The 23,316-nt window shown below is 63.8% G+C and carries 22 protein-coding genes; 14 read left to right on the top strand and 8 right to left on the bottom strand.

Going from position 1 to position 23,316, the window contains the following annotated elements; genetic code table 11:
* Positions 1–77 precede the first annotated feature (77 nt).
* The 9 genes from F4X08_00310 (at position 78) to F4X08_00270 (ending at position 10,266) form a co-directional block, all read left to right on the top strand.
* Positions 78–863, top strand: coding sequence for a riboflavin synthase (locus F4X08_00310; protein ID MYD24241.1), 786 nt, complete (start codon positions 78–80; stop codon positions 861–863).
* Positions 864–943: 80 nt separating this feature from the next.
* Positions 944–2,194, top strand: a complete 1,251-nt coding sequence (locus F4X08_00305) for a bifunctional 3,4-dihydroxy-2-butanone-4-phosphate synthase/GTP cyclohydrolase II (GenBank protein MYD24240.1) — start codon at positions 944–946, stop codon at positions 2,192–2,194.
* A gap of 117 nt (positions 2,195–2,311) precedes the next feature.
* Positions 2,312–2,827: a 6,7-dimethyl-8-ribityllumazine synthase gene (locus F4X08_00300; GenBank protein ID MYD24239.1), complete on the top strand. Its 516-nt coding sequence runs from the start codon at positions 2,312–2,314 to the stop codon at positions 2,825–2,827.
* 23 nt (positions 2,828–2,850) lie between these two features.
* Positions 2,851–3,258: a transcription antitermination factor NusB gene (gene nusB / locus F4X08_00295; GenBank protein MYD24238.1), complete on the top strand. Its 408-nt coding sequence runs from the start codon at positions 2,851–2,853 to the stop codon at positions 3,256–3,258.
* A 49-nt stretch (positions 3,259–3,307) separates the two neighbouring features.
* Entirely contained in the window at positions 3,308–4,045 is a 738-nt protein-coding gene (locus F4X08_00290; protein ID MYD24237.1) for a metallophosphoesterase family protein, read from the top strand.
* 37 nt (positions 4,046–4,082) lie between these two features.
* Positions 4,083–6,791: a DUF2723 domain-containing protein gene (locus F4X08_00285; protein MYD24236.1), complete on the top strand. Its 2,709-nt coding sequence runs from the start codon at positions 4,083–4,085 to the stop codon at positions 6,789–6,791.
* 86 nt (positions 6,792–6,877) lie between these two features.
* Positions 6,878–8,074 (top strand): glycosyltransferase family 4 protein, encoded by a 1,197-nt coding sequence (locus tag F4X08_00280; GenBank protein MYD24235.1) that lies wholly within the window; start codon positions 6,878–6,880, stop codon positions 8,072–8,074.
* A gap of 34 nt (positions 8,075–8,108) precedes the next feature.
* Entirely contained in the window at positions 8,109–9,032 is a 924-nt protein-coding gene (locus F4X08_00275; protein ID MYD24234.1) for a glycosyltransferase family 2 protein, read from the top strand.
* Positions 9,033–9,036: 4 nt separating this feature from the next.
* Complete coding sequence (locus tag F4X08_00270) at positions 9,037–10,266, top strand: glycosyltransferase family 4 protein (GenBank protein MYD24233.1); 1,230 nt, start codon at positions 9,037–9,039, stop codon at positions 10,264–10,266.
* A 15-nt stretch (positions 10,267–10,281) separates the two neighbouring features.
* Here F4X08_00270 and rimI read toward each other — a convergent pair whose 3' ends face one another.
* From rimI to F4X08_00255, 3 genes are read right to left on the bottom strand one after another with little or no spacing between them, the layout of a single operon-like run.
* Entirely contained in the window at positions 10,282–10,740 is a 459-nt protein-coding gene (rimI, locus tag F4X08_00265; protein MYD24232.1) for a ribosomal-protein-alanine N-acetyltransferase, read from the bottom strand.
* Between the two features lie 3 nt (positions 10,741–10,743).
* The gene (gene tsaB / locus F4X08_00260; protein MYD24231.1) at positions 10,744–11,505 is read right to left on the bottom strand and encodes a tRNA (adenosine(37)-N6)-threonylcarbamoyltransferase complex dimerization subunit type 1 TsaB; all 762 of its coding nucleotides are present in this window, start codon (positions 11,503–11,505) and stop codon (positions 10,744–10,746) included.
* Between the two features lie 22 nt (positions 11,506–11,527).
* Complete coding sequence (locus F4X08_00255; GenBank protein ID MYD24230.1) at positions 11,528–11,776, bottom strand: YggT family protein; 249 nt, start codon at positions 11,774–11,776, stop codon at positions 11,528–11,530.
* 213 nt (positions 11,777–11,989) lie between these two features.
* Between F4X08_00255 and F4X08_00250 the strand changes: the two genes are divergently transcribed.
* Positions 11,990–13,078, top strand: coding sequence for an Ldh family oxidoreductase (locus tag F4X08_00250; GenBank protein MYD24229.1), 1,089 nt, complete (start codon positions 11,990–11,992; stop codon positions 13,076–13,078).
* Positions 13,079–13,135: 57 nt separating this feature from the next.
* Complete coding sequence (locus tag F4X08_00245; GenBank protein MYD24228.1) at positions 13,136–14,851, top strand: hypothetical protein; 1,716 nt, start codon at positions 13,136–13,138, stop codon at positions 14,849–14,851.
* 92 nt (positions 14,852–14,943) lie between these two features.
* On the opposite strand, the gene F4X08_00240 is transcribed toward F4X08_00245, so the two are convergent.
* Genes F4X08_00240 through F4X08_00220 form a run of 5 tightly spaced genes read right to left on the bottom strand, consistent with a single transcriptional unit; the run spans position 14,944 to position 20,688 of the window.
* Positions 14,944–16,656, bottom strand: a complete 1,713-nt coding sequence (locus F4X08_00240; protein MYD24227.1) for a fumarate hydratase — start codon at positions 16,654–16,656, stop codon at positions 14,944–14,946.
* Positions 16,580–16,789 carry a hypothetical protein gene (locus F4X08_00235; GenBank protein MYD24226.1) on the bottom strand — a complete coding sequence of 70 codons (210 nt, stop codon included), beginning with the start codon at positions 16,787–16,789 and terminating at the stop codon, positions 16,580–16,582. The genes F4X08_00240 and F4X08_00235 overlap by 77 nt, the downstream gene beginning before the upstream one ends.
* 31 nt (positions 16,790–16,820) lie before the next feature.
* Positions 16,821–17,798 (bottom strand): xanthine dehydrogenase family protein subunit M, encoded by a 978-nt coding sequence (locus tag F4X08_00230; protein MYD24225.1) that lies wholly within the window; start codon positions 17,796–17,798, stop codon positions 16,821–16,823.
* A gap of 3 nt (positions 17,799–17,801) precedes the next feature.
* Positions 17,802–20,009, bottom strand: a complete 2,208-nt coding sequence (locus F4X08_00225; protein MYD24224.1) for a xanthine dehydrogenase family protein molybdopterin-binding subunit — start codon at positions 20,007–20,009, stop codon at positions 17,802–17,804.
* 16 nt (positions 20,010–20,025) lie between these two features.
* Positions 20,026–20,688: a (2Fe-2S)-binding protein gene (locus F4X08_00220; GenBank protein ID MYD24223.1), complete on the bottom strand. Its 663-nt coding sequence runs from the start codon at positions 20,686–20,688 to the stop codon at positions 20,026–20,028.
* A gap of 344 nt (positions 20,689–21,032) precedes the next feature.
* On the opposite strand from F4X08_00220, the gene F4X08_00215 reads away from it, so the two are divergent.
* Genes F4X08_00215 through F4X08_00205 form a run of 3 tightly spaced genes read left to right on the top strand, consistent with a single transcriptional unit; the run spans position 21,033 to position 23,272 of the window.
* Positions 21,033–22,082 (top strand): hypothetical protein, encoded by a 1,050-nt coding sequence (locus tag F4X08_00215; GenBank protein ID MYD24222.1) that lies wholly within the window; start codon positions 21,033–21,035, stop codon positions 22,080–22,082.
* An 11-nt stretch (positions 22,083–22,093) separates the two neighbouring features.
* Positions 22,094–22,612 (top strand): methylated-DNA--[protein]-cysteine S-methyltransferase, encoded by a 519-nt coding sequence (locus tag F4X08_00210; GenBank protein MYD24221.1) that lies wholly within the window; start codon positions 22,094–22,096, stop codon positions 22,610–22,612.
* A 6-nt stretch (positions 22,613–22,618) separates the two neighbouring features.
* A complete protein-coding gene (locus F4X08_00205; GenBank protein ID MYD24220.1) occupies positions 22,619–23,272 on the top strand; it encodes a hypothetical protein in 654 nt (217 codons plus the stop codon).
* Positions 23,273–23,316: the final 44 nt, after the last annotated feature.

Genomic DNA, 23,316 nt, shown 5'->3' with positions numbered 1-23,316 from the left:
GGCACGTAACATGAACCTGGCAATGGCACGTCATTCGGACTTGGCACGTAGCAGGAACCTGGCACGGAGTATGAACCATGTTCACGGGTATCGTTGAAACCACGGGCGTCGTCCGGTCGCTGGACCGGGTCGCGGGCGAAAACTCCTCGGACGACGACGCATGCAAGAATGCATCGGGCGACAACACGAGCGACGACGCTGGCGAGGCCGCGGGCACAAGCGAAAACTTACCGGGCGACGATGCAGGCGAGAATGCATCGGGCGGCCTCAGGCTGACCGTGGAGGCGCCGTCCATGGCGCCGGACTTCGAGCAGGGCGCCAGCGTCGCCGTCAACGGCGTCTGCCTGACCGTCGTGGAAACTGCCGGCGAGGCGTTTTCCGTGGAAATCGTCCCCGAAACGGTCTCCCGGACGACCTTCGGAAGCCTGAAGCCCGGGCACCAGGTCAACCTGGAGCGGCCGCTGCGTCTTTCGGACCGGATAGACGGCCACCTGGTCCAGGGGCACGTGGACGGCGTGGGACGCATCGCGGCGCGGGAAGAACGGGACAACAGCCTGTGGTACGAGGTGGAAATCCCGGACGATCTGACGCCCTTCGTCATCGAGAAAGGGTCCATCGCACTGGATGGAATAAGCTTGACAATCGCCGGTCTGACGGGTAGTTTGGCCGCCGTATCGATCATACCGCATACCGCGTCGATTACGACGTTCGGCGGCAGGCAGATCGGTGACAAAGTGAACATAGAAGTGGACATGATCGGCCGGTACGTCGCGTCTCTTTTGCATGCCGGCGGCGATACAAGCCAGGGAGCGCACCCGGGTCCGTCACCCATCACCGAATCCTGGTTGAAAGAACGCATGTAGCGTCGGCAAGACCCGGCGGCGGTTCGAATAAAGACCAAGGTCCGCCGAGACCGGTCGACCGAACTAAACGGTTATAAAGCATGTCGTCCCCCTTTTGTTCCATCCCGGAAGCGGTCGAGGAGATCAAGTCCGGGCACATACTGATTGTCATAGACGACGAAGACCGCGAAAACGAAGGCGATTTCATCATGGCCGCCGAAAGAACGACTCCGGCGGCCATCAATTTCATGGCCCGGTACGGCCGTGGACTGATCTGCCTTCCGACCACGCGCGAACGCCTGGAAGAGCTGAAAGTGCCCGCTATGGTCGGCGAAGAGGTCAACACGGCGTTGCACAGCACGCGCTTCACCGTATCCGTCGATGCCGTGAATGGAACGACGTCGGGCATTTCGGCGGCGGACCGCTCCGAGACGGTCCAGGTGTTCGTCCGCCAGGGAAGCAGACCCGAGGACCTGGCGCGTCCGGGCCATATCTTTCCGCTGCAGGCCTTCGACGGCGGCGTGTTGCGCCGTGCCGGACACACCGAAGCCACGGTCGACCTGGTGAAACTGGCCGGCCTCTACCCCGCCGGCGTGCTCTGCGAGATCATGGACGACGACGGGTCCATGGCCCGCCTGCCCCGGCTGGTCGAGATCGCGAACGAGCACGACCTGAAGATCATTACGATCAAGGACCTGATCGAGTATCGCCGGCGCAGCGAGAAACTCGTCAAGCGGGTGGTCACGACGACTATCCCCAGCAGGCACGGGGAGTTCGAGTCCCACCTGTACGAGGACCAGTTGACCGGCGACCACCACGTCGCCCTGGTCAAGGGCCACGTGGACGGCGAGCAGAACGTGCTCGTCCGCGTGCACTCCCAGTGTCTCACGGGGGACGTTTTCGGATCCATGCGATGCGATTGCGGTGAACAGCTGCAGCAGGCGCTCAAGCGAATCAGCGACGAAGGCAGCGGCGTGCTCCTTTACATGCGCCAGGAGGGACGGGGCATCGGACTGGCCAACAAGCTCAGGGCCTACGCTCTTCAGGACCAGGGTCATGACACGGTGGAAGCGAACCTGGCGCTGGGCCTGCCCGTGGACGCGCGCGACTACGGGATCGGTTCCCAGATCCTGGCGGACCTTGGACTGACCACGATCCGGATCATGACCAACAACCCGTCGAAACGGTTCGGGATCGAGGGGTACGGACTCGAAGTGACCGAACGCGTCCCGCTGCAGACTTTTCCGAATTGTTACAACGTGGGATATCTCAAGACCAAGCGCGGAAAGCTGGGTCACCTGCTCGACCTTGAAGAGCCGCCGGACGACGTCGGATTCGACAGCCTGCTGTGATGCACGTGCCGCGCCGGCCGTGCATGCCGTGCCGGCCGATACACCGCCGTGCCGGCCGATACACCGCCGTGCCCTCGCGGCCGCGCGGCCCGGAAGCAATCTGCAAGGAGTGCCTGCGTGACGAGAACCATTGAAGGCAGCGTGGAGAGCGGAGGAGACGACCGGTACGCCATCGTAGCCGGCCGTTTCAACGGGTTCATCACCGAGTCCCTGCTGAAAGGCGCGCTGGACGGGCTTCACCGCCACGGAGTGGATGAAAACCGGATCGACGTGGCCTGGGTGCCGGGCGCTTTCGAGATTCCCCTGGTAGCCCGGAACATGGCGGCAAGCGGGCGTTATGGCGCCGTGATCTGCCTGGGATGCGTCATCCGCGGCGCCACTCCCCACTTCGACTACGTGGCCGGGGAAGCGGCCAGCGGGATCGCCGCCGCGGCCCGGGACACCGGCGTGCCGGTGATCTTCGGCGTGCTGACCACGGAAAACCTCGAACAGGCCATCGAACGGGCGGGTACGAAGGCGGGCAACCGGGGTTGGGACGCCGCGCTGGCCGCCCTGGAAATGGTGGACGTGATGCGCAAGCTAGGCGGGCCGGACGGGCCAGGCGGACCAGGCGGACCAGGGGATCCGGAGTGAACGTACGCGCGGGGGAACGTCGCCTGGGCCGTGAACTGGCGTTGCAGTCGCTTTATCTTTCCGAACAGACCGGGGGGGATCCCGGCAAGGCCCTTCCCGGGTTGCCCGGGTGGCCCTTGGCGTCCGAGCAAGCCCGGCGTTTCGCCGAGGCGCTGATCGATCGGCTGCTGCAGCACGAAGAGATTGTGAACGGCCACATCACCGCGGTGGTGCGGCACTGGGACCGGGACCGCGTGGCCCGCATCGACGACTGCATCCTCCGGCTGGGCGCCTGCGAACTCATCGCCTTTCTCGATATCCCGACGGCGGTATCCATCAACGAAGCGATCGAACTGGCCAAGAAGTACAGCACGGAACAGTCCGGCGGGTTCGTCAATGGCGTCCTGGACGCCGTGGCCGCGAGACATTTCACGGCGGCGGACCAGGCCTGATCCCGCCCGATCGGCTTGCCGGCGCATACACAGGAAATGAAACCTCGACGTGCGATACGGCATATTGTCCGACATACATGGGAACCTGGAAGCACTGGATGCCGTACTCGAAGCGATGGCCGGTGAGCGTATCGGCTGTTACCTTTGCCTGGGCGACATCGTTGGATACGGTGCCAGTCCCAATGCGTGCCTCGACCGCGTTACCGGACTGACGGCGGACGTGATCGCGGGAAATCACGATCATGCCGCGATCGGGAAGCTGGATATCTCCACGTTCAACCCCTATGCGGCGGAAGCGGCGCTGTGGACGCGGCGGCAGCTTACACCCGACGGCCGGCGCTACCTGGGAGGGTTGCCCTATGTCTGGCGGAACGAGGATCTTTTTCTCGTCCACGCGAGCCCGGTCCGTCCGGAGGAGTGGATCTACCTGACTTCGCCCTGGCAGGCGGACGAAGCCTTCGAGGCGATGCCCGCCGGTGTGGCGCTTTGCGCGCTGGGCCACACGCACGCGCCGATGATCTTCGAGAAGCGGAACGCGGAGGACCGCAGCATACAGATTCCGCCGTCCGCGCTTGAACTGGTATCAGAGCGTAGATACATCGTGAATGTGGGCAGCGTGGGCCAGCCGCGGGACGGAGATCCCCGGGCGGCGTACTGTGTATACGATACGGAGATGAAGCAGATCGAGATCAAGCGGGTGCCCTACGACCTGGACTCCGCACAGCGGAAGATTCGCAAGGCCGGCCTGCCGGACCTGCTCGCCGAGCGGCTTGAATTCGGCCGGTGACGCTTGAATTCGGTCGGTGACTGAGGATTACGAGCACATGGTTGCTTATCGCGTTGTTTCCATGACCGGCATGGCGGTGGCGTTCATCGTGTCGCTGGCCGTGTACACCAAGACCATCGCGCCTACGGTGCCCTTCTGGGACGGCGGCGAATTCATCGCGGCATCCTATATCCTGGGCATACCCCATCCGCCGGGATCCCCGCTTTACATCCTGATCGGCCGGCTCTTCACCGTATTGCCCGACCTGGGCCTGGGCATCGCCTGGCTGGTGAATTTCTCCTCGTGTCTCTTCAGCGCGCTGACGGTAACGGGCGTTTACCTGGTCATCGTGAAGGCGGTTACGCTCAACCGGGACCGGGATGGGCTGTCCCTCTACGAAAGCCTGGCCGTCTGCTGCAGCGCGTTGACGGGCGGGCTGTTGCTGGCCTTCTCCGATACGTTCTGGTTCAACGCGGTGGAAGCTGAGGTCTACGCGCTCTCCATGCTGTGCATGATGGCCTGTACCTGGCTGATGCTGCACTGGATCGAACGGCACGAGCAAAACGGCAGCGAGCGTTATCTCTTCCTGGTCGGCTACCTGGCCTTTCTCGGCATCGCTGTGCACATGTTCACCATGCTGATTCTGCCGGCCGCGTTCCTCTGCGTGGTCTTCACGGACCGGGTCATCCGTTCGAACCGGAAGCTGGTGCTGCTATGCGCGGCCATGGGCCTGATCCTGTTCAGCGTCGTGGCTTCCATCGACGTGTTTTTCGTCACGGTACCCCTCGCCATCGCCGGGCTGGTTCTCACCCGGGGGCGGCTGCCATGGGGTTACCTGGCGCTGCTGTGCATCTTCGCCGTCGCCGTGGTATTCTTCGGCATGGACGGCGTGGGCGCATACAACGGACTTCCACTGATCGTGATCGGCGGATTCGAGGCCACCTTCGGCACCGTGATGTTCAGCCTGGCGCTGGTAAGCGCGGTCCTGGCCCTGGTCTCGGCCACGGCCGACGATCCCGGACGCTACAAGTGGCCGTTCTGGACGGTGGTGCTCTTTCTCGCCGTAATGGGCTATTCCGTGAACTTCTACGTGCCGATCCGGGCGGCCCAGCAGCCCGTCATCAACGAGAACGATCCGTCGACCTGGCAGAACTTCGAGGGATTTCTGGAACGCAAGCAGTACGGCCAGGAAAGCATGTTCGAATCGATGTTCAACAGAAAGGGCAGTTGGTCCTCCCAGTTCGGAAACGGAGAAAACATGGGGTTCTGGCGGTTCTTTTCCCGTCAGTTCAGCGCCCCGTCCTTTCCCTTCTGGCTCTTTCCCGTCCTGCTGGTCGCCCTGGGTATCGTCTCCCAGGCGGAGCGGGACCGCCGCAGCATCGTCTTCCTGGGCGCCATGCTGTTGATCTGCAGCGTCGGGATGATCCTGTATCTGAACTTCTCGGACGGTTCGCGCGGTATACAACGGGAGGTCCGCATCCGGGACTACTTCTACACCCCGGCCTTCGTATTCGCCGCGGTGCTGATGGGCATCGGCGTCCGGTCTCTGCTGAACCAGGTCGGCGTCTGGCTGGGCCGGCTTAAGCTGCCCGTGGACAAGGGAACGGCCGGTATCGCCGTGCTGATGACCGCACTGCCCCTGGTCCCCTTTGCCTATCATTACGAGTCACATTCCCGGGAAGGCAATTACATACCCTACGACTACGCCTACAACATGCTGCAGTCCTGCGACGAGAACAGTCTCATCTTCACGAACGGCGACAACGACACCTTCACGCTCTGGTTTCTCCAGGAGGTGGAAGGCATTCGCAAGGACGTGCGGGTGATCAATCTCAGCCTACTCAACACGAACTGGTACATCAAGCAACTGAAGCACCTGGAACCCAGGGTGCCCATCACCCTGGCCGACGAGACCATCGACATGCTGAACATCCAGGGCTGGGAGGAACGGGAGGTGAATCACGCGGGCATTACGTGGACCGTGCCCCCGGCCGGCATGCTGGGAGAGGACATCGGATATCTCAGGGTACAGGACCTGATGATCCTGCACATCCTGGAGCAGAACAACTGGGCAAAACCCGTATTCTTCGCCGTGACCGTCTCGCCGGAGAACGACGTAGGCCTGGACGATTACATGCAGCTGGAAGGCATGGTCTGGCGGGTCCTCCCGGATCCCGATCCGGACCTGATGGACGTGGAGCGGACCCGGCACAACCTCTGGAACGTCTATCAGTACCGCGGCATAGCGGATCCCGAAGTCTACAAGGACCCGCAGATCCGCACCCTCCTGCGGAACTACACCGTGTCCTTCCATCAACTGGCGCTGAACCAGTGGCGACGCGGCCGGCCGGACCAGGCCATCGAGACCATGGAGAAGTACCTGGAGTACGACATCACGAACGGCGCGCTTGAACGGCTGATGCTCATCCAGTTCAACGCCGACCAGGGCGAGTTTGCCGCCGTCGAGGGCCTTGCGTCAGAACTGGCCGGGGAATTCAGTACCTTCGACGGGTATACCATCCTGAGCCAGTCCCTGCGGAGACTGGGCCGCGAGGCGGAGGCCGCTGAACTGCTGGAACGGGGCGTTTCGTCCCATCCCGAATACGCTACGGGATACGATCAACTGGTGAATCTCTATTTCCAGATGGATGATTCGGACCGCATGCTTGAAACGCTCGAAAGGTGGCAGCGGATCGCTCCGGGGGATACGGTCGTACAGGACATGATCGAGGATCTGAAGGAAGCCGCCGATGCGAGCGGACCCTAGGCGCGGCGATGCGAGCGATCCCTGAGGCCGGGCCGCGTCCCGGGTCCTGATTTCACTGAGGCCGGGCCGCCAGCCGGTTCAGTCCAATGCGCATTCTGGTCATAAACTGGAGGGATATCCGCAACCCGGAAGCGGGCGGCGCCGAAGTACACCTGCACGAGACCTTCTCGCGGATCGCCACATGGGGAAACGAGGTCACCTTGCTCTGCAGCCGGTTTCCCGCCGCGGCGGAATCCGAGCGGATCGACGGGATCGACGTCATCCGTCACGGCGGGAAATGGACGTTCAACCTCACCGCGCCCTGGTATTATAGAAGGCATCTGGCTCACCGGTCCTTCGACGTCGTCATCGAAGACATCAACAAGATCCCGGCCCTGATGCCCTGGTTTCTGGACGGCCCCCCGCTGATGGTCCTGCTGCACCATCTTTTCGGGACCACGTTCTACCGGGAAATCAACCCGGTGCTCGCGACCTACCTGTACTTCATGGAACGGCTGATTCCCCGGGTGTACCGCCGTTGCCTCTTCGAAGCGGTTTCCGAAAGCACCCGGGACGAACTCGTCAGGATGGGGGTCGCGGCGGACCGGATCAGCGTCGTGCACAACGGGTTGGACAGCCGGTTCCTGGACGCCGGTAACACGGGTGCGCCGGCCACACCGGACCTGAAGGACGCACCCGCCGCGCCGGACCGGAAGGATGCGCCGGCCACACCGGACCGGAAAGAACCCGGCCTGGTCATTTACCTCGGCCGCCTCAAGAAGTACAAGAACGTGGACCACCTGATCCAGGCCATGGCGATCGTCCGCGAGGAGGTGCCCGGTGCGTGCCTGGTGATCGTGGGCACGGGCGACCGGCGGCGCGCGCTCGAGGCATTGACGCGTTCCAAGGGCCTGGACGACACGGTGCGTTTCACGGGTTTCGTTTCCGAGGATGAAAAACTGCGCCTGCTGACCCGCGCCGAGGTGGCGGCCTATCCCTCAAGCAAGGAAGGATGGGGCATCACCGTGATCGAGGCCAATGCCTGCGGCGTGCCCGTCGTGGCGGCCCGGGTGCCCGGACTTCGGGACGCCGTGGTCGACGGGGAAACGGGCGTGCTGGTCCCGCTCGGGGACCGGGAGGCCATGGCGCGCGCGTTGATCGACCTGCTGCGCGACCGGGTAAAGCGCGAACGGCTTGCCGGGAATGCCGTGGCGAGGAGCAGGCTTTATACCTGGGAGAACACGGCCCGGCAGACGCTGCAGGTAATCCGGCGTTCCATGGGGGAAAGCACCGATGCCGCGTGACGATCCGGCGATAGCGGATGACAGGGAGGAGAAGATGGACATCACCGTGGTGATTCCCCTGTTCAACGAGGCGGAGAGCCTGCGGGAACTCCACGCGCGCATCGTGACGGCCCTCGAAGCGTCGGGGAAGTCCTTCGACGTGCTCTTTATCGACGACGGAAGCCGGGATGGGTCCTTCGACGAATTGCGCCGGCTCCGGGAGGAGGACGACCGGGTGAGGGCCATCCGGTTCCGCCGCAACTACGGGAAGTCCGCGGCGCTGGCCGTCGGCTTCGAAGCGAGCCGCGGCGAGGTCGTCGTGACCATGGACGGAGATCTGCAGGACGATCCCGCGGAAGTGCCCGGCATGGTCGACCTGCTGGACGAGGGCTTCGACCTGGTGTCCGGCTGGAAGAAAACGCGGAAGGACCCGCTGTCCAAGCGCATTCCGTCAAAGCTGTTCAACCGGGTCACGGGGATCGTCAGCGGCCTGCGGCTGCACGATTTCAACTGCGGGCTGAAAGCCTATCGCCGGGCCGTCGTGGAGACCATTCCCGTCTACGGCGAACTCCACCGCTATCTGCCGGTGCTGGCGCACTGGGCCGGTTTCCACGTGACGGAAACGCCGGTGCTGCATCATCCCAGGAAGCACGGCCACAGCAAGTTCGGCCTGGGACGGTTCACCCACGGGTTCTTCGACCTGCTCACCGTGTATTTCGTGTCGAACTACACCCGGCGGCCACTCCACCTTTTCGGCTCCTTCGGCCTGTTGTCCTTCGTCGTCGGCGTGGGGATCGCGCTCTACCTGACCTGGCTCTGGCTGACCGGTATCGGGATCGGGACCCGACCCCTGTTGCTGTTCTCCGTCTTCCTCATGGTCCTCGGCATCCAGCTGGTCTCCATGGGGCTGATCGCCGAAATGATCGCCCACCAGGCCCGGCGCACGGAAGACTACGCCGTCCGGGAACGGCTGGGATGAGGTCATGACACCCACCCCGCGCGGCCGAGTCTGCTTCTTCGGTACCTACGAACGCGACTATCCGCGGAACCGGACGCTCGCCGAAGGCCTGAAACGGGCCGGCTGGCAGGTGCTGGAGTGCCACGTGCCGCTCTGGGAGAAGGAACGCGACAAGACCGGCCGGTACCTGGGACCGATCTCGCTTGTCCTGCGCGCGGTCGAGCTGAAGCTGGCCTGCCTCCGGCTGTTATTCAAGTTTGTCTTCACGGTCGGCCGCTACGACGTCATGCTGGTCGGGTATATCGGTCATTTCGATATGCCGCTGGCCTGGCTGCTCACCCGGTTTCCGCGCCGGCCCCTCGTTTTCAGTCCGCTGATCTCTCTCTACGATACCCTCGTCGATGACCGCCGGTCCATTGCGGAAGGCACGCTCATGAGCCGCTTTCTGCGCTGGCTGGACCGGCAGGCCTGCGCGAAGGCGGACCTTGTGCTGCTCGACACGGAAGCCCACATAGACTATTTCGTGCAGGCATTCAACCTGCCGCCGAAGCGGTTTGCCCGGGTATTCGTCGGCGCCGTGGAATTGGATGCGCGCGTGGAGGACAGGGCCGCCATTGACCCGCCGGCCATTGACCCGCCCGCTGAAGGCCCGCCCTCGGAGGACACGAATTCCAGGGACGCCCCCTTCAGGGTCATGTTCATCGGCAAGTTCATTCCGCTACACGGATTGCCGTTCATGCTGGAAGCGGCGAACCGCCTGAAGGACGTACCGGATATCGAATTTCACTTCGTCGGATCGGGTCAACTGACGGACGAAATACACGAAACTGCGCGGAGACTGAACCTGGCGAACGTACGCTTCACGGACTGGATACCCTACGAGCAGTTGCACCGGTTCCTGCAGGGATGGGGCGCATGTCTCGGGATTTTCGGCACGTCGGACAAAGCGGTCCGCGTGATCCCGGGCAAGGTGTTCGTGGCCCTCTCGGCGGGCAAGGCGGTCATCACGGCGGACTCACCGGCCATCAGGGAGCTGCTTGCCGACGGGGAAAGCGCCATACTGTGCAGGCGCGGAGATCCGGAAGCGCTCGCCGGCGCCGTCCGCCGGTTGCACGGGGACCGCGAACTGCTGCGCAGGATCGCCGAGGGCGGCAGCCGCGTCTTCCGCGACCACGCTTCCACGGAACAGATCGGACGATCCGCGTCTGCAGTGCTGGAGAAACTGGTGACGGGTGGCGTTGATGCTTTTCGATAGCGCCACAGCCCAGTCTTATGTTTCGAGGTCCTTCACCATGACCACGGCGTCTTCGGCAGGACTCGAATAGTAGGACTTCCTTAGGGCTGCCGCGTGGTATCCCAACCGGCTGTACATCGACCGGGCCGCCAGGTTCGACTCGCGCACTTCCAGGCTGGAGGAAACGCACCCCCGTCGGACCGCCTCCTCGAGAAGCCGCAGCATCATCCCGGTTCCGACACCCCGACGCCGATACCCGGCTGCCACGGCAATGTTGGCGACGTGCACCTGGTCGGCAGCGATCCACCCCACCAGGAAACCCGCGACAGACTCCCCGTCCACCGCGACCAGGGCAACGGAAGTTCCCGACGTCATTTCATGGTTAAAGGCGGATTCGGACCAGGGCGCCGGATAGCACGCCCGTTCGATATCCAGGACCGGGGGCACGTGTGAACGGTCCATTTTCCGTATGACGAAGGGGTTCGCCTCGGTCATGGGTTATTCAGACGAGGTTTCGGCCCGGCCAGGCGAGCCAGGCGCGGCAGGGGAAGCACTGGCCGATGGCGTCCGTTCGAGCCGGGATGGCGGTTGCCTGGCGAAGTCGGTTTTTCGCAGGTACAGGGGTTCGAGCGTGTTCAGGTCTGACTGCTCGCCCCGCTTGAGTCGGTCCAGGCCAAGAAACGCGGTCGAGGAGGCCATCAGCCGCCCGGCGCCCTCGTGCGGGAAGCAGGCCCGTTCACCGAGAACGGCGACGATGTTCGGACGATACGCGTCGACACCGCTGCCGACGAGCAATACCTCGTCCTCGATGGATGCCAACACGTCTTCGAGCTGCCCCACCCGGAATTCGGACTGCCGCTCGGGCCAGCCGCCGGACGTATCGTAGCGGGCTTCGTAGACCTGGCCCCTGCGGGCATCGGTCAGCACGTGGACGGGATACCTGCAGCAGGGCACCTGGAAGGCGATGGCATCGAGCGTGGGCACGGCGGCGACCGGCCGCTTCGTCACGTAGGCAAGGCCCTTGACCAGGCTCAATCCCACCCGCAGCCCGGTATACGATCCGGGTCCGATTGAGATCGCGAATGCTTCCACTTCCGACCACTGCACGTCCAGGTCGCCCATGATACGTTCCAGCATTCCGGGCAGCTTTTCGGCGTGCACGCCGCCCAACTCCTGCGACGCTTCAGCCATCACCTGGCGGTCCCGGATCACGGCGATCCCGGCGATTGTGGATGAAGTCTCGAGTCCCACGACGATCATGGTCGAGTTGTCTCCGTCATGGTCAGTAACGCAGCTTGGTCAACAGCCAGCCGCCGATCAATAGCACGAAGACCGGGGCCAGGTCGATCCGAACGTTCGTCTTCGGCACGGGAATGGGTGGTATGATCCGTCTGAAGGGCAACAGGACCGGCTCCGTGAGCCACGTCAGCAGACGTACCAGCGGAGAGGCCGGATCCGGATTGAACCAGGACATGACCGCGCGGCCGATGATGAGGACCAGGTATATCCGTAGTATCTGGATCAGGATCATGATAGTGGCGTATCAGACGAATTTCGCTGCGCTCCGAGTGCATGGGAACTTTACCGACCAACGTGGGCTTTGTCAACGACGAAGATAGGGCCAGAACGCCCCGGTTGCCCGCGTCTCGATTCGACGCCGCTGCGGATTCCGACCAACCGGATCTCGAGCCGGAAAGTAACCACTGGCGTGGAGCGATTTGCCCATCTATCTTACGCCAGTCTGATGATACCCAGGTGGTTGCGGCGACACCGTTCGGAAAGGAGTCTCATGGCGGACATCCGCGTGGATGGGGAGAAACTGCGGGCATTCACGGCGGCGGTCTTCGAAAAGGTCGGCCTGACGCCTGCAGACGCGGCCATCGAGGCCGAAGTGCTGGTATGGGCGAACCTGCGCGGAGTGGACTCCCACGGTGTCCAGCGGGTCAACGGATATGTCCATGCGGTGGAAGCCGGACACTACAATACCCGGCCGGACATCCGGATCGAACGGGAGACGCCCGCCACGATGCTCATCGAGGCCGACAGCGCCTTCGGACCGGTGGTCACGACCTACGCCATGAAGCAGGCCGTCGAGAAGGCCCGCGGGGCGGGCATCGGATGGGTGCTGATCCGCAACACGACCCACCAGGGCGCCATGGCATACTACGCCCAGATGGCCGCCCGGGAGAACATGGCCGGCATCGCTTCCGTCTGCAACCCCCCGAACATGGCCCCTCCGGGCGCGAGGGCGCCGGGGGTCCACAACAGTCCGATCGCCATCGCCGTACCGGGCAGCGGTGGCCGTACCATATCCCTGGATATGGCCACGAGCGTGGCCGCCTTCGGCAAGCTGGACGTGGCCGTGGACCGGGGCGAGTCCATCCCCGACACGTGGGCGCTGGACGGCGACGGACATCCGACGACGGATCCCCGCAGGGCCCGGTTCCTGCAGCCCGCGGCCGGCTACAAGGGTTATGGACTGGCCCTCATCTTCGAGTGCCTGTCGAGCCTGATGGTCGGCAATCCCCTGTTGACGGCCGCCATCTCGGGACGCGGCGCAAGGCCCGGCGCGCAGAACAGCTTCATCGGCGCCATCGATATCGCGACGTTCACCGATCCGGACACCTACCGCACGCAGATCGATGAGCTCGTTTCGGCCATGAAGGGCCTGCCCCGTGTCGAAGGGGTCGACGAACTCTTCGTACCGGGCGAACCGGAAGAGCTCGTCCACAACGAGCGCATCGAGCACGGGATCCCCCTGCCCGCCGGCACCCGGGACAAGCTCATTGAGGTCGCGACAAAATTCGGGCTGAAGGTACCCTGGGAAGCGTAGGCGGACGTAAATGTCCGAGGAGTGTCAAGGGATTAGAACATTTTGGAGATCAAACGCATGACCAGTGATTGGGGTTATTCGGAAGAAGGGCTGAAGCACTACACCGCGTGCCGGACCATCGGTCCCATCGTGGTGGACGGTCGCCTCGACGAGCCTTCGTGGCAGTACGCGGTCCGTTCGCCGCGCTTCGAGGACCTGGAGGAGCCGGGCCGGCCGGCGCTGTTCGACACGCGGGCCGCGGTACTCTGGGACGACGACTACCTGTACGTGGGCTTCTGGGTGGAGGACCCCGATGTGCGGGCGACGTACACGGAGCGTGATTCCATGATCTGCGAGGAAAACGACGTGGAAGTCTTCATCGCCGGGGAAGACAGTTACTATGAATTCGAACTGAACCCCCTGGGAACCATCATGGAACGGTTCTACGTGTGGCAGAACGCCTACGTGGAGGCCGGATTCGGCGCGCATCCCGAATTCGACCTGCAGGGCACCGACCTGGTGGATACGCTCGGGGGTATCAAGACCGGCCACGCCCATCCGCGCGGACGCCGTTGGGCGTTCCGCCAATGGGACATGCCTGGCTTGAAGTGGGCGGTGCACGTGGACGGCACCATCAACGACCCGTCCGACCGGGACCGGGGATGGACGGCCGAGATCGCTTTCCCCTGGCAGGACCTGAAGCATCTTGCGGACGGGCGTTCGCTGCCGGCGCGGGAAGGGGATACCTGGCGCATGGATTTCTCGCGGTTCCAGTGGATCGACGAAGGCGGCTTCAGGACGTGTCCGGGATGGGCCTGGAACAGCCACGGGATCTACGATTCGCACATCCCCGATCGATTCAGCGTGATCCATTTCTCCGAGAAAGCGGTGGGTGAGGACGGATCGCGATCGACGAGCGGTGAACCACAGGCGACAAGTGATGAACCGGTTAATCGCGTGGAGCAGGTGGGTGTGATCGGCAGCGCGCGTCCCGCGACGGCAACCCGGACCGGGCGGGCCGAACAGGTCGCGCAGGCCGCACGATACCGGTGCCGGAGGTCGCGGGGCGACCTGGTTGTTGACGGCGACCTGGGCAAGGAAACGTGGGCGCTGGCGGAGCGATCTGCGCTGTTCAGCGATCACACGGGCGCCCGTGCCCTGTTCGATACCACGGCGGCCGTGGCCTGGGACGACAAGAGCCTCTACATCGGGTTCTGGCTGGAGGATCGCGATATTCAGGCCACCCAGGAAGAATCTGCTCACGAGGTACGGGAGGACAGCCACGTGGGCGTGCTCATCACCGGTCCCGGCACGTACTACGACCTGGCCGTGAATCCGCTGGGCGCCACCTCGGAAATGTGCTACATCTGGAAAGAAGCCCACCGGGACGACGATCGGTTCCACGTGCCGGAATTCGACCTGGTGGTCCACCAGCCCGAGGTACTGGGCGGCCACACGCGGACCGACATCCGTGCCATGCGTTGGGCCTTTTCGGATTGGCGCTTACCGGGATTGCAGGCCGGGGTGAAAGTGGATGGCGAACCGGGCAGAAGGGACCGGGTCGATCGGGGCTGGACCGTGGAGTTGGCCCTGCCGTGGGAAGGCTTGAAATGGCTGGCCGATGGGCAGGCCACCGCCCCCGTTCCGGGAGACGTATGGCGGATCGGCCTGCTACGCCGGCAGGTAATCGACCAGCGCGGACATCGCTGGCAGGCCACGTGGTCATGGCAACCGCTGGTCCTGGTGGACGGCCGGATGCCCGAAACCCACCTGGAACTGGAACTGGCCGAATAAACCCCTGAGATCAGGGTGACGCGGCGGCTGGCCGCACCGAAGCGCCGACCGCACCGGAGCGTGCCGCGGCCGTCTGGAGGACGCACCGGAGATCAGTTCCGGCGCATGAACCCCGAGAAGAAGTCGTTGCCCTTGTCGTCCACCACGATGAAGGCCGGGAATTTCTCCACCTGGATGCGCCAGATGGCCTCCATGCCCAGTTCGGGGTACTCCACCAGCGAGACCTCCCGGATGGAGTCCTTCGCCAGCCGCGCGGCCGGTCCCCCGATGGACCCGAGATAGAATCCGCCGTGCTTCTTGCAGGCGTTGGTGACCTGGACGGACCGGTTGCCCTTGGCGAGCATGACCATGCTGCCGCCGGCCGCCTGGAACTGGTCCACGTAGGTGTCCATGCGGCCCGCCGTCGTCGGCCCGAAGGACCCCGAAGCGTACCCTTCCGGCGTCTTGGCCGGCCCCGCGTAGTAGACGCAAAGGTCCTTGAAGTACTGCGGCAGTTCCTCGCCGCCGTCGAGCCGCTCTTTGAGCCGGGCGTGGGCGATGTCCCGGGCGACGATCATGGGACCCGTCAGGGAAAGGCGCGTGGCGACCGAGTAGCTGCTGAGGGTGGCGCGGACCTCGGACATGGGCCGGTTCAGGTCGATTTCCACCACATCGCCGTCCAGGGTCTCGTCGGCGATCTCAGGCAGGTATTTGGATGGCTCGGTCTCCAACTGTTCCAGGAAGATGCCGTCCCGCGTGATCTTCGACAGGATCTGCCGGTCGGCGGCGCAGGAAACGGCAATGCCCACCGGACACGAGGCGCCGTGCCGCGGCATGCGGACCACCCGCACGTCGTGGCAGAAGTACTTCCCGCCGAACTGAGCGCCGATGCCAATTTCCTGGCTCATCTTCAGCACCCTCGCTTCCATGTCGAGGTCGCGGAAGGCCTGTCCGTACTCGTTGCCCTCGGTCGGCAGGGTGTCCAGGAAGCGCGCGCTCGCCAGCTTGGCCGTTTTCAGCGTGTATTCCGCGGAGGTACCGCCCACCACGATGGCCAGGTGGTACGGCGGACAGGCCGCCGTGCCGAGCATGCGCAGCTTCTCGTCGACGAAATCAAGGAACCGTTCCTCGTTCAGCAGCGCCCGGGTCTCCTGGAAGAGGAAGCTCTTGTTCGCCGACCCACCGCCCTTGGTCATGAACATCAGCTTGTACTCGTCGCCCCGGTCCGCGTAGATCTCGATCTGGGCAGGCAGGTTGGTCCGCGTGTTCGTCTCCGTGAACATGTCGAGGGGCGCCTGCTGGCTGTACCGCAGGTTGGTGCTGAGGAAGGCGTTCATGGTGCCCTGCGAGAGGGCGGACTCATCGTCGCCCTCCGTCCAGACTCGATTGCCCTTCTTGCCCGTGACGATGATCGTTCCCGTGTCCTGGCACATGGGCAGGATGCCGCCGGCGGAGATGTTGGCGTTCTTCAGCATCTCCATGGCGACGAAACGGTCGTTGTCGGACGCTTCCGGGTCGTCGAGGATCTTGCGCAGCTGGGCGAGGTGTTCCGGACGCAGCAGGTGGGAACTGTCGCGGATGGCCTGGTCCGCGAGCAGGATCAGGCCATCCGTGTCGACCTTGAGGATGTCCCTGCCTTCGAAGGTGCCCGATGAGACGTGATCGCTGGTGAGCAGACGGTACGGCGTCGCGTCCTTCCCCAGGGGCAGGAGCTCGCGATGGACATAGTCGTTCAAGCCGGACGTCTCCTTACACGAAACGTACGTCGACGGTTTCGAAGCAGGTGCGGTGGGCGTCGCATTCCGTGGGACCCACGACCTTGTCATCGGGACCGATGCCCGACACGGAGCGGACGCACCAGAATGAACGGCCGGGTTTTTCTTCGGTAAGGGTCGTGTCGCTCTTTTCCGCCGTGTAGAACGATTTCGTCCTCAGGTACCGGCATACGGGTTGTGCCATGATAGACTCCTTGCTTGCGACGTTGAACTGCCTACGCCGCCAGGGCCTGAACGGCCTGTTTCACGAGGTTCTTCGCGATCTCCACCTTGTAACCGTTGTGCGGCATGGGCGCGGCGTCTTCCACCGCGGCCTCCGCGGCGCTTTCCGCCCGGGCTTCCGTTATCCTGCGGCCTCTGAGGTAGTCTTCCGCCTCGACGGCACGCCACGGAATAGGCGCCACGCCGCCCAGCACGAGGCTGGCCCGTTCGCAGGTCCCGTTCACCACGGTCATCTGCGCGGCCAGGCTGACGAGGGCGAAATCGATGGATTCCCGCTCCCGCACCTTGAGGAACATGCCCCTGCTGTTCGCCTCCGGTTTCGGAATCGTAATTTCCGTCACGATCTCGTTGGGACGAAGGATGTTCTCCCGCCGGATGTTCATTTCGGGCATGGTGAAGAAATCGTCCAGGACGACTTCGTTCGCGCCACGGGGACCGTGTATGTTCACCGTGGCACCCAGGGCCATGAGCGCCGGGGCCGCGTCGGAGGGATGGACGATGTAGCTCGGTCCGGACCCGAAGATCGCGTGGTAGGTATTGACTCCGCCCACCGCGTAGCACCTTGCGCCGCCCTTCTTGAGGCACGGAAAGTCCTCGCTGCGGTAATACCAGCACCGCGGCCGTTGCAGGATGTTCCCGGCCAGTGTGGCCATGTTGCGGATCTGCGGCGAGGCGATGACGGATACCGCCTGGTGCAGCACCGGCAAATCCTGCGACACGGCGCTGTTTTCCAACACGTCCGTCAGCGTGGTCAGCGCGCCGATACGCATCCCGGCGTCATCCTGCCGGATGTAGTCGAGCCCTTCGATGGACTTGAGGTTGACCACGCGTTTCGGAACGGCGGCGTAGTCCTTCATCTCGCCGACCAGGTCCGTTCCGCCTGCCATGACCACCGCGTCGTCCCAGCTACGTCCCAGAAGGGAAGGCACCTGCTCTATCGACGTCGCATTGACGTAGGAAAAGTTCTGCATGGGTCAGCCCTCCTTCACTGCGGCCAGCGCGCTGAGCACTTTGTCGGGGGTGAACGGCATCTCCCGTATCCGGGCGCCGCAGGCGTTGTAGATGGCGTTGGCGATGGAGGCGGGGGTCGGGATCGTCGCGGGTTCGCCGATGCCGATGACGCCCCGTTCCGGTTCGTCGTACCTGAGGATTTCGATTTCAGGGATGTCCGTGGAGCCCATGACCTTGTAGTCTTCCAGGTTGGCGTTGACCATGTAGCCCGTCGCGGGGTCCATGATGCGGTTCTCGTACATGCCGTATCCGATACCCATCAGGACGCCGCCGTTCACCTGGCTCGCCCAGGTGAGCGGGTTCAGGATCATGCCGCTGTTGTGGACGGCCACGACCCGGTCGACCTTCACCAGGCCGGTCTCGGTGTCGACGCTGACCTCGACGAAGTGCACGCCGGGCACGCCGCTGTCCGAGTAGCCGGGCAGCCACTGGCCGTGGAAGAATATGGGTTCGTCCCCGAGCTGTGCCGTCGCCTGTTGCCAGGTCATGCTCTTGGAAGGATCGCTGCCCACGAACACGTTGCCGTCCGAGGCTACGAGTTCACCCGGTTCCACGCCGAACCTGGGCGCGATCTTCTTGAACAGTTCGAGTTTCGCCAGCATCGTCGTACCCTTGATGGCGGGCGATACCGACGCGGCCGTTGTGCTACCGCCGCTTCCGCCCGAATAAGGGTAGTTCGTGTCGCCGATGCCGACGGTAATGTCCTCCATCTTCAACCCGAACTCTTCCGCAGCGACCATGTGCACCAGGGTGAGCGTCCCGGTACCGATGTCCTGCGTGCCGCACTTCACCTGCACGCTCCCATCGGGATTGATGGTACACTCGGCCTGCGTCCTTCCGCCGCCGCCGCCCCACCGGCACGATCCCACACCCATGCCGGTCTTGATCCGGCCGGTCTGGGAATTGGGCGTGGCGCTCCGGCGGGTCTTCCATCCGATGTGCTCCGCCCCCATGGCCACCATGTTGCGCCGCGCTTCATCCGGATCGTTCATCTGGCGGATGTCGATGGGGTCCATGCCCAGCGCCTCGGCCATCTCGTCCATCATGGATTCCATGGCGAAGGCCGCCTGGGGATGTCCCGGCGCGCGCTGGGCGGCCATCGGCCCGGCGTTGGTGAACACGCTCGTCTGTTCGATGCGGTAGTTGGGGATCTCGTAGAGGTACGGCGCCCCGGGAATGTTGGCGCTGCCGGCGACGCCGGGCGTACCGTAGTTGGACCGCTCGTAGGCGACCAGCTTGCCGTCGCTCGTCGCGCCCAGCTTCACATGCTGCACGGCGGAGGGCCGGTTCCCGGTGGCCAGGTGCTCTTCCTTGCGCGTCAGCATCAGCTTCACGGGGGCTCCGGCCTTCCGGGCGAGCAGTGCGCAGATCACGCCTTCCTTGCGGGCGCCGAACTTGGCGCCGAACCCGCCGCCCATGAACTCCGTGATCACGCGGACGTTCGTTTCGGGAATTCCGAAATGCCCGGCCAGTTCGCCGCGCACGCTGAATACGCCCTGGGTGGAGGCCCAGACCGTCAGCTTGTCGCCTTCCCACTGGCACACGTTGCCGTGGGTCTCCAGCGCGATGTGGGACTGCACCTGGCACCGGTAGGAGGCCTCGAGGGTCACGTCGGCCTGGGCGAATCCCGCGGCGATGTCGCCCTGCTCGCCGACCCTGGGCTCACCTACGTTACCGCGGTCGCTGTGCACCTGGGCCGCGTCCGGGTCCCGCGCCGCGTCTTCGTCCACGACAAAGGGCAGCACCTCGTAATCCACGTCGATGGCATGGAGCGCGTCTTCGGCGACCTCCGGCGTCGTTGCCGCCACGGCCGCTATTTCCTGTCCGGCGAACCGGCACTCCCGCGAGAAGACCTCGGGGTCGTCGTTGGGGAGCACCACCACGCTCACGCCGGGCAGCGCCATCGCCCGGGTGGCATCGATGCGATTGATCCGGGCGCGGGGGTGGGCCGACCGCAGGATGCGACCGTAGAGCAGGCCGGGCAACTTGATGTCGGCGGTGTACTTGGCGCGGCCGGTGACCTTGTCGACCGCGTCCACGCGGGTGTGGGGCTTGTTGATATAGGTGTTCTTCGAGAGGTCTCCCCAGCCGCCTTCGCCGGTATCGGGGACCTGTATCTCTATTTCTCTGGGTTCACCGTCTTCCTGGATGGTGATCGTGACGGTCTTCATCTTCTGCTGCATCGGCTCACCCTCCCTTCCGCATCTTTTCGGCGGCGCTCATCACGGCCTCGAACACGTGGGGATAGGTGCCGCAGCGACAGATGTTGCCGGACAGACCCTCCCGGACCTCTTCCGGCGTCGGGTTGTCGTTGGCGTCCAGCAACGACTTGGAGGACATCAGGAACCCCGGCGTGCAGAATCCGCACATCAGGGCGTCTTTCTCGACAAAGGCTTCCTGGATGGGATGCAGACTGTCGCCGTCCGCCATGCCTTCCACAGTCTCGATCTTTCGGCCCTGGGCGTCCATGGCCAGCGTCATGCAGCTGAAGACGAGCTTTCCGTCCATCTCCACGGTGCAGGCCCCGCACTCGCCCTTGTCGCAGACCACTTTGGGACCGGTGATCTCCAGCCTGTCCCGCAGCGCGTCGGCCAGGGTCGTGCGCGCTTCCACCTCGACGTTGTGGGACTGGCCGTTCACGTCGAGCGTTATGGTCGCCGACATGACGCCCTCGGCTTCCTGGGCGGCCGCCGTCCCGGCTTCTGAAACCAGGATGGCCGGCGCTACGGCAGCCGTTACCGCACCCGCGCCCGCGCCCTTGAGAAAACCACGGCGCGTGAACCGGGTCCCCGATTTCGTTTCGGAATGGGACGATTCATCGGGCCTGGCTTCATCGTGTCGATCAGCCATAGGACCTCCTCTTCACGTATTATGCCATCAAATCAAAGCCATCCGAACTGACGGAGTGCTAACGACAGAACCAGGCTGGCGAGTAATCACGAGAACCGGAACCGGCAAGACCGGTGTTCTGTGGTAAACGGGTTGGGAACCACCCTGTGAATATGGAAGTCGGTCCGGTCATCGTCAAGACCTTTCACTATTGGTTATACAGGGAACGAAGGCGTTGTCGTCAAACAAAACCGGGTACGCGTTTTCACTTGCGATTTCGGCCTGTGTGCCCTTAGATTCAGGGGGAGTGCGACGGTAACGTGAATGGGGACGGTGCAGTTCAATTTCACAGCCGGAGAACGGGTATGAAGCGTTACGCATTTGCCGCCATGGCCGGCGCCGCGGTGGGCGCCCTCGTGGGTGCGGAGTTCTACCTCCGCCGGCAGGATCACGCGTACAACAGGGACCGCTGGTTCCACGAGGAATACGACGGCGCCCATCCCTACATCGTGTTTCACAACCGCAGCGGCTGGGAACTGATGCCGGGATACAGCGTGGCCGGCATCCGGATCAACGACTACGGGTTCCGGGGGACGGACTTCCCGATACGGAAGGATCCCGAAGCCGTCCGGATCATGTGTCTCGGCGACTCCTGCACCTTCGGCGCGCCCGGGGATGATTCACCCTATCCCTACCAGCTGGAACGGCAATTGGCCCACATGGACCTGGAACGCGATCATCATGTAATCAATGCCGGCGTCGAAGACCACGCGTCCATCAACGCCCAGTTGCGCCTTCCCAGGCTCCTGGCGTTCGAACCGGATATCCTGATCGTCTACATCGGCTGGAACGACATGTGGCTGGGAAACCCGAAGCACTATCCCGACATGCGCAGGAAGACCCAGTCTTACTGGCACTACGGCAACGGTGGCAACACGGGCCTGAGACTGCTGGACGAAGCCAAGGAGATCCTGGAACTGAACACGCCGCCGCCCATTGGCTCCTTCGACCTCGAGGACTTCCTGCCCGAGAATTACGAGTACAATATGCGCCGCCTCATTCAGACGGCGAAGCACGACCGGATCCGCGTCGTCCTGACGACCCTGCCGACGCTCATATCCGGTAACGGCGCAGAGATGTCCATGCAAAGCCTCGACAAGATGCGGTATCCGTCCTTTATGGCCCGGGGCGACCTCGACCGCCTCAGGCAACTCTACGATATCTACGATGGCTCGATCCGCCGGCTGGCCATGGAAGAGGATACGGACCTCATCGATCTCAACGCCGCTTTTACCGGGATGGACGGTGAACGCGAACGGTACTTCGCCGATACCTGGCATCCCACCATCGAAGGCAGCGAGGTCATCGCGCAGGCGCTGGCCCAGGGCCTGCGGGACCGCGACATCGTAGGATAGTCCAGACCCTATTGAAGCAGGTATTGAAATACACGGTCTTCCCCACGCCGCTCGGCCCCATGTACGCGGCGGCCAGTGAAGCGGGCGTATGCCGGGTTACCTCCGGCGTCACGGACGAGGCATTCGCGACGGACATGCTGAACCGCTTCGACGCGGAACTCGCCTTCGTCCCGGACGACGGATTGCTTACCACGGTCGTAGACCAGATCACGCGGTATTTCGAAGGAAAACTGAAGGATTTCGACCTCCCGGTGAATTTCCTGCGGGGCACGTCCTTTACCCGGCAGGTCTGGACCGCGCAGCAGGCCATTCCATACGGGCAGTGGCGTTCTTACAAGTGGGTGGCCGAGCAGGTTCGAAGGCCCCGGGCCGCCCGGGCGGTGGGTCAGGCCAACAGCAGCAACGACATCGGCATCCTGGTTCCCTGCCACCGCGTGATCACCAGCGACGGACGCCTGGGAGGCTACGGCGGCCGGCCGGAGGTCAAGGCGTTTCTGCTCGATCTTGAGGGTACGGACTACAACCGCTGAACGCCTATGCCGCTGGATATTCCCAACCGAGTCTACTTCGCCTACGCCTTCCAGTGCAGATACCGCGAGCAGGCGCCCCGGATCAATGGCGTCCTCGACGACTGGGATACCGAATACCTGGTACCCGACCTGGGTTTCCTGGAGAACCGGCCGAAAGCCGCGGACGTCTACATGGCCTGGAACGACGAGGGGCTGTACTTCGCGGTGGACGTGCGCAAGCGAAAGCCGGTCCAGTCCCACTACGGACGGCATTGGACCGGAGACAGCTTTCAGGTCTGGCTCGACACGCGCGACGTGAAGACGGCCAGGCGGGCGGGAAGATACTGCCACCAGTTCAACTGCCTCCCCACCGGGGGCGGCGACCGCGGGGACCGGCCCGTGGTCAAGCCCTCGCAGGTCGACCGCGCCCGCGAGAAGTGGAACATGCCGGAATCGGAAGCGCTACCCATCGCGTCCCTGATCACGGACCGCGGTTACACCCTGGAGGTGTGCCTCCCGACCGAAACCCTCAGCGGATACGACCCGGAAGAGTTCCCCCGGCTGGGCTTCACCTATTTCCTCAACAATTCGGAGTATCCCGCCCAGTGGTGGAGCGCCGGGCGGGACCTGCGCGTCCACGTGGACCCCAGCACGTGGGGCACGGCGGTGTTAAGCAGGTAGTTGGCGAGAAGAGAAGAGGTCGACCAGACCATCATCGAAAGGAC

The sequence above is a fragment of the Gemmatimonadota bacterium genome, assembly GCA_009841265.1.
GTDB lineage: Bacteria > JAAXHH01 > JAAXHH01 > JAAXHH01 > JAAXHH01 > JAAXHH01.
This window is presented reverse-complemented; position numbering and strand designations above follow the sequence as displayed.

What these genes read in the sequence shown, in the direction of transcription:
- F4X08_00310 (MYD24241.1), top strand. Translation starts at nt 78, where the DNA reads ATGTTCACGGGTATCGTTGAAACCACGGGCGTCGTCCGGTCGCTGGAC.
- F4X08_00305 (MYD24240.1), top strand. Translation starts at nt 944, where the DNA reads ATGTCGTCCCCCTTTTGTTCCATCCCGGAAGCGGTCGAGGAGATCAAG.
- F4X08_00285 (MYD24236.1), top strand. Translation starts at nt 4,083, where the DNA reads ATGGTTGCTTATCGCGTTGTTTCCATGACCGGCATGGCGGTGGCGTTC.
- F4X08_00280 (MYD24235.1), top strand. Translation starts at nt 6,878, where the DNA reads ATGCGCATTCTGGTCATAAACTGGAGGGATATCCGCAACCCGGAAGCG.
- F4X08_00275 (MYD24234.1), top strand. Translation starts at nt 8,109, where the DNA reads ATGGACATCACCGTGGTGATTCCCCTGTTCAACGAGGCGGAGAGCCTG.
- F4X08_00270 (MYD24233.1), top strand. Translation starts at nt 9,037, where the DNA reads ATGACACCCACCCCGCGCGGCCGAGTCTGCTTCTTCGGTACCTACGAA.
- rimI (MYD24232.1), bottom strand. Translation starts at nt 10,740, where the DNA reads ATGACCGAGGCGAACCCCTTCGTCATACGGAAAATGGACCGTTCACAC.
- tsaB (MYD24231.1), bottom strand. Translation starts at nt 11,505, where the DNA reads ATGATCGTCGTGGGACTCGAGACTTCATCCACAATCGCCGGGATCGCC.
- F4X08_00255 (MYD24230.1), bottom strand. Translation starts at nt 11,776, where the DNA reads ATGATCCTGATCCAGATACTACGGATATACCTGGTCCTCATCATCGGC.
- F4X08_00250 (MYD24229.1), top strand. Translation starts at nt 11,990, where the DNA reads ATGATACCCAGGTGGTTGCGGCGACACCGTTCGGAAAGGAGTCTCATG.
- F4X08_00245 (MYD24228.1), top strand. Translation starts at nt 13,136, where the DNA reads ATGACCAGTGATTGGGGTTATTCGGAAGAAGGGCTGAAGCACTACACC.
- F4X08_00240 (MYD24227.1), bottom strand. Translation starts at nt 16,656, where the DNA reads ATGACAAGGTCGTGGGTCCCACGGAATGCGACGCCCACCGCACCTGCT.
- F4X08_00235 (MYD24226.1), bottom strand. Translation starts at nt 16,789, where the DNA reads ATGGCACAACCCGTATGCCGGTACCTGAGGACGAAATCGTTCTACACG.
- F4X08_00230 (MYD24225.1), bottom strand. Translation starts at nt 17,798, where the DNA reads ATGCAGAACTTTTCCTACGTCAATGCGACGTCGATAGAGCAGGTGCCT.
- F4X08_00225 (MYD24224.1), bottom strand. Translation starts at nt 20,009, where the DNA reads ATGAAGACCGTCACGATCACCATCCAGGAAGACGGTGAACCCAGAGAA.
- F4X08_00220 (MYD24223.1), bottom strand. Translation starts at nt 20,688, where the DNA reads ATGGCTGATCGACACGATGAAGCCAGGCCCGATGAATCGTCCCATTCC.
- F4X08_00215 (MYD24222.1), top strand. Translation starts at nt 21,033, where the DNA reads ATGAAGCGTTACGCATTTGCCGCCATGGCCGGCGCCGCGGTGGGCGCC.
- F4X08_00205 (MYD24220.1), top strand. Translation starts at nt 22,619, where the DNA reads ATGCCGCTGGATATTCCCAACCGAGTCTACTTCGCCTACGCCTTCCAG.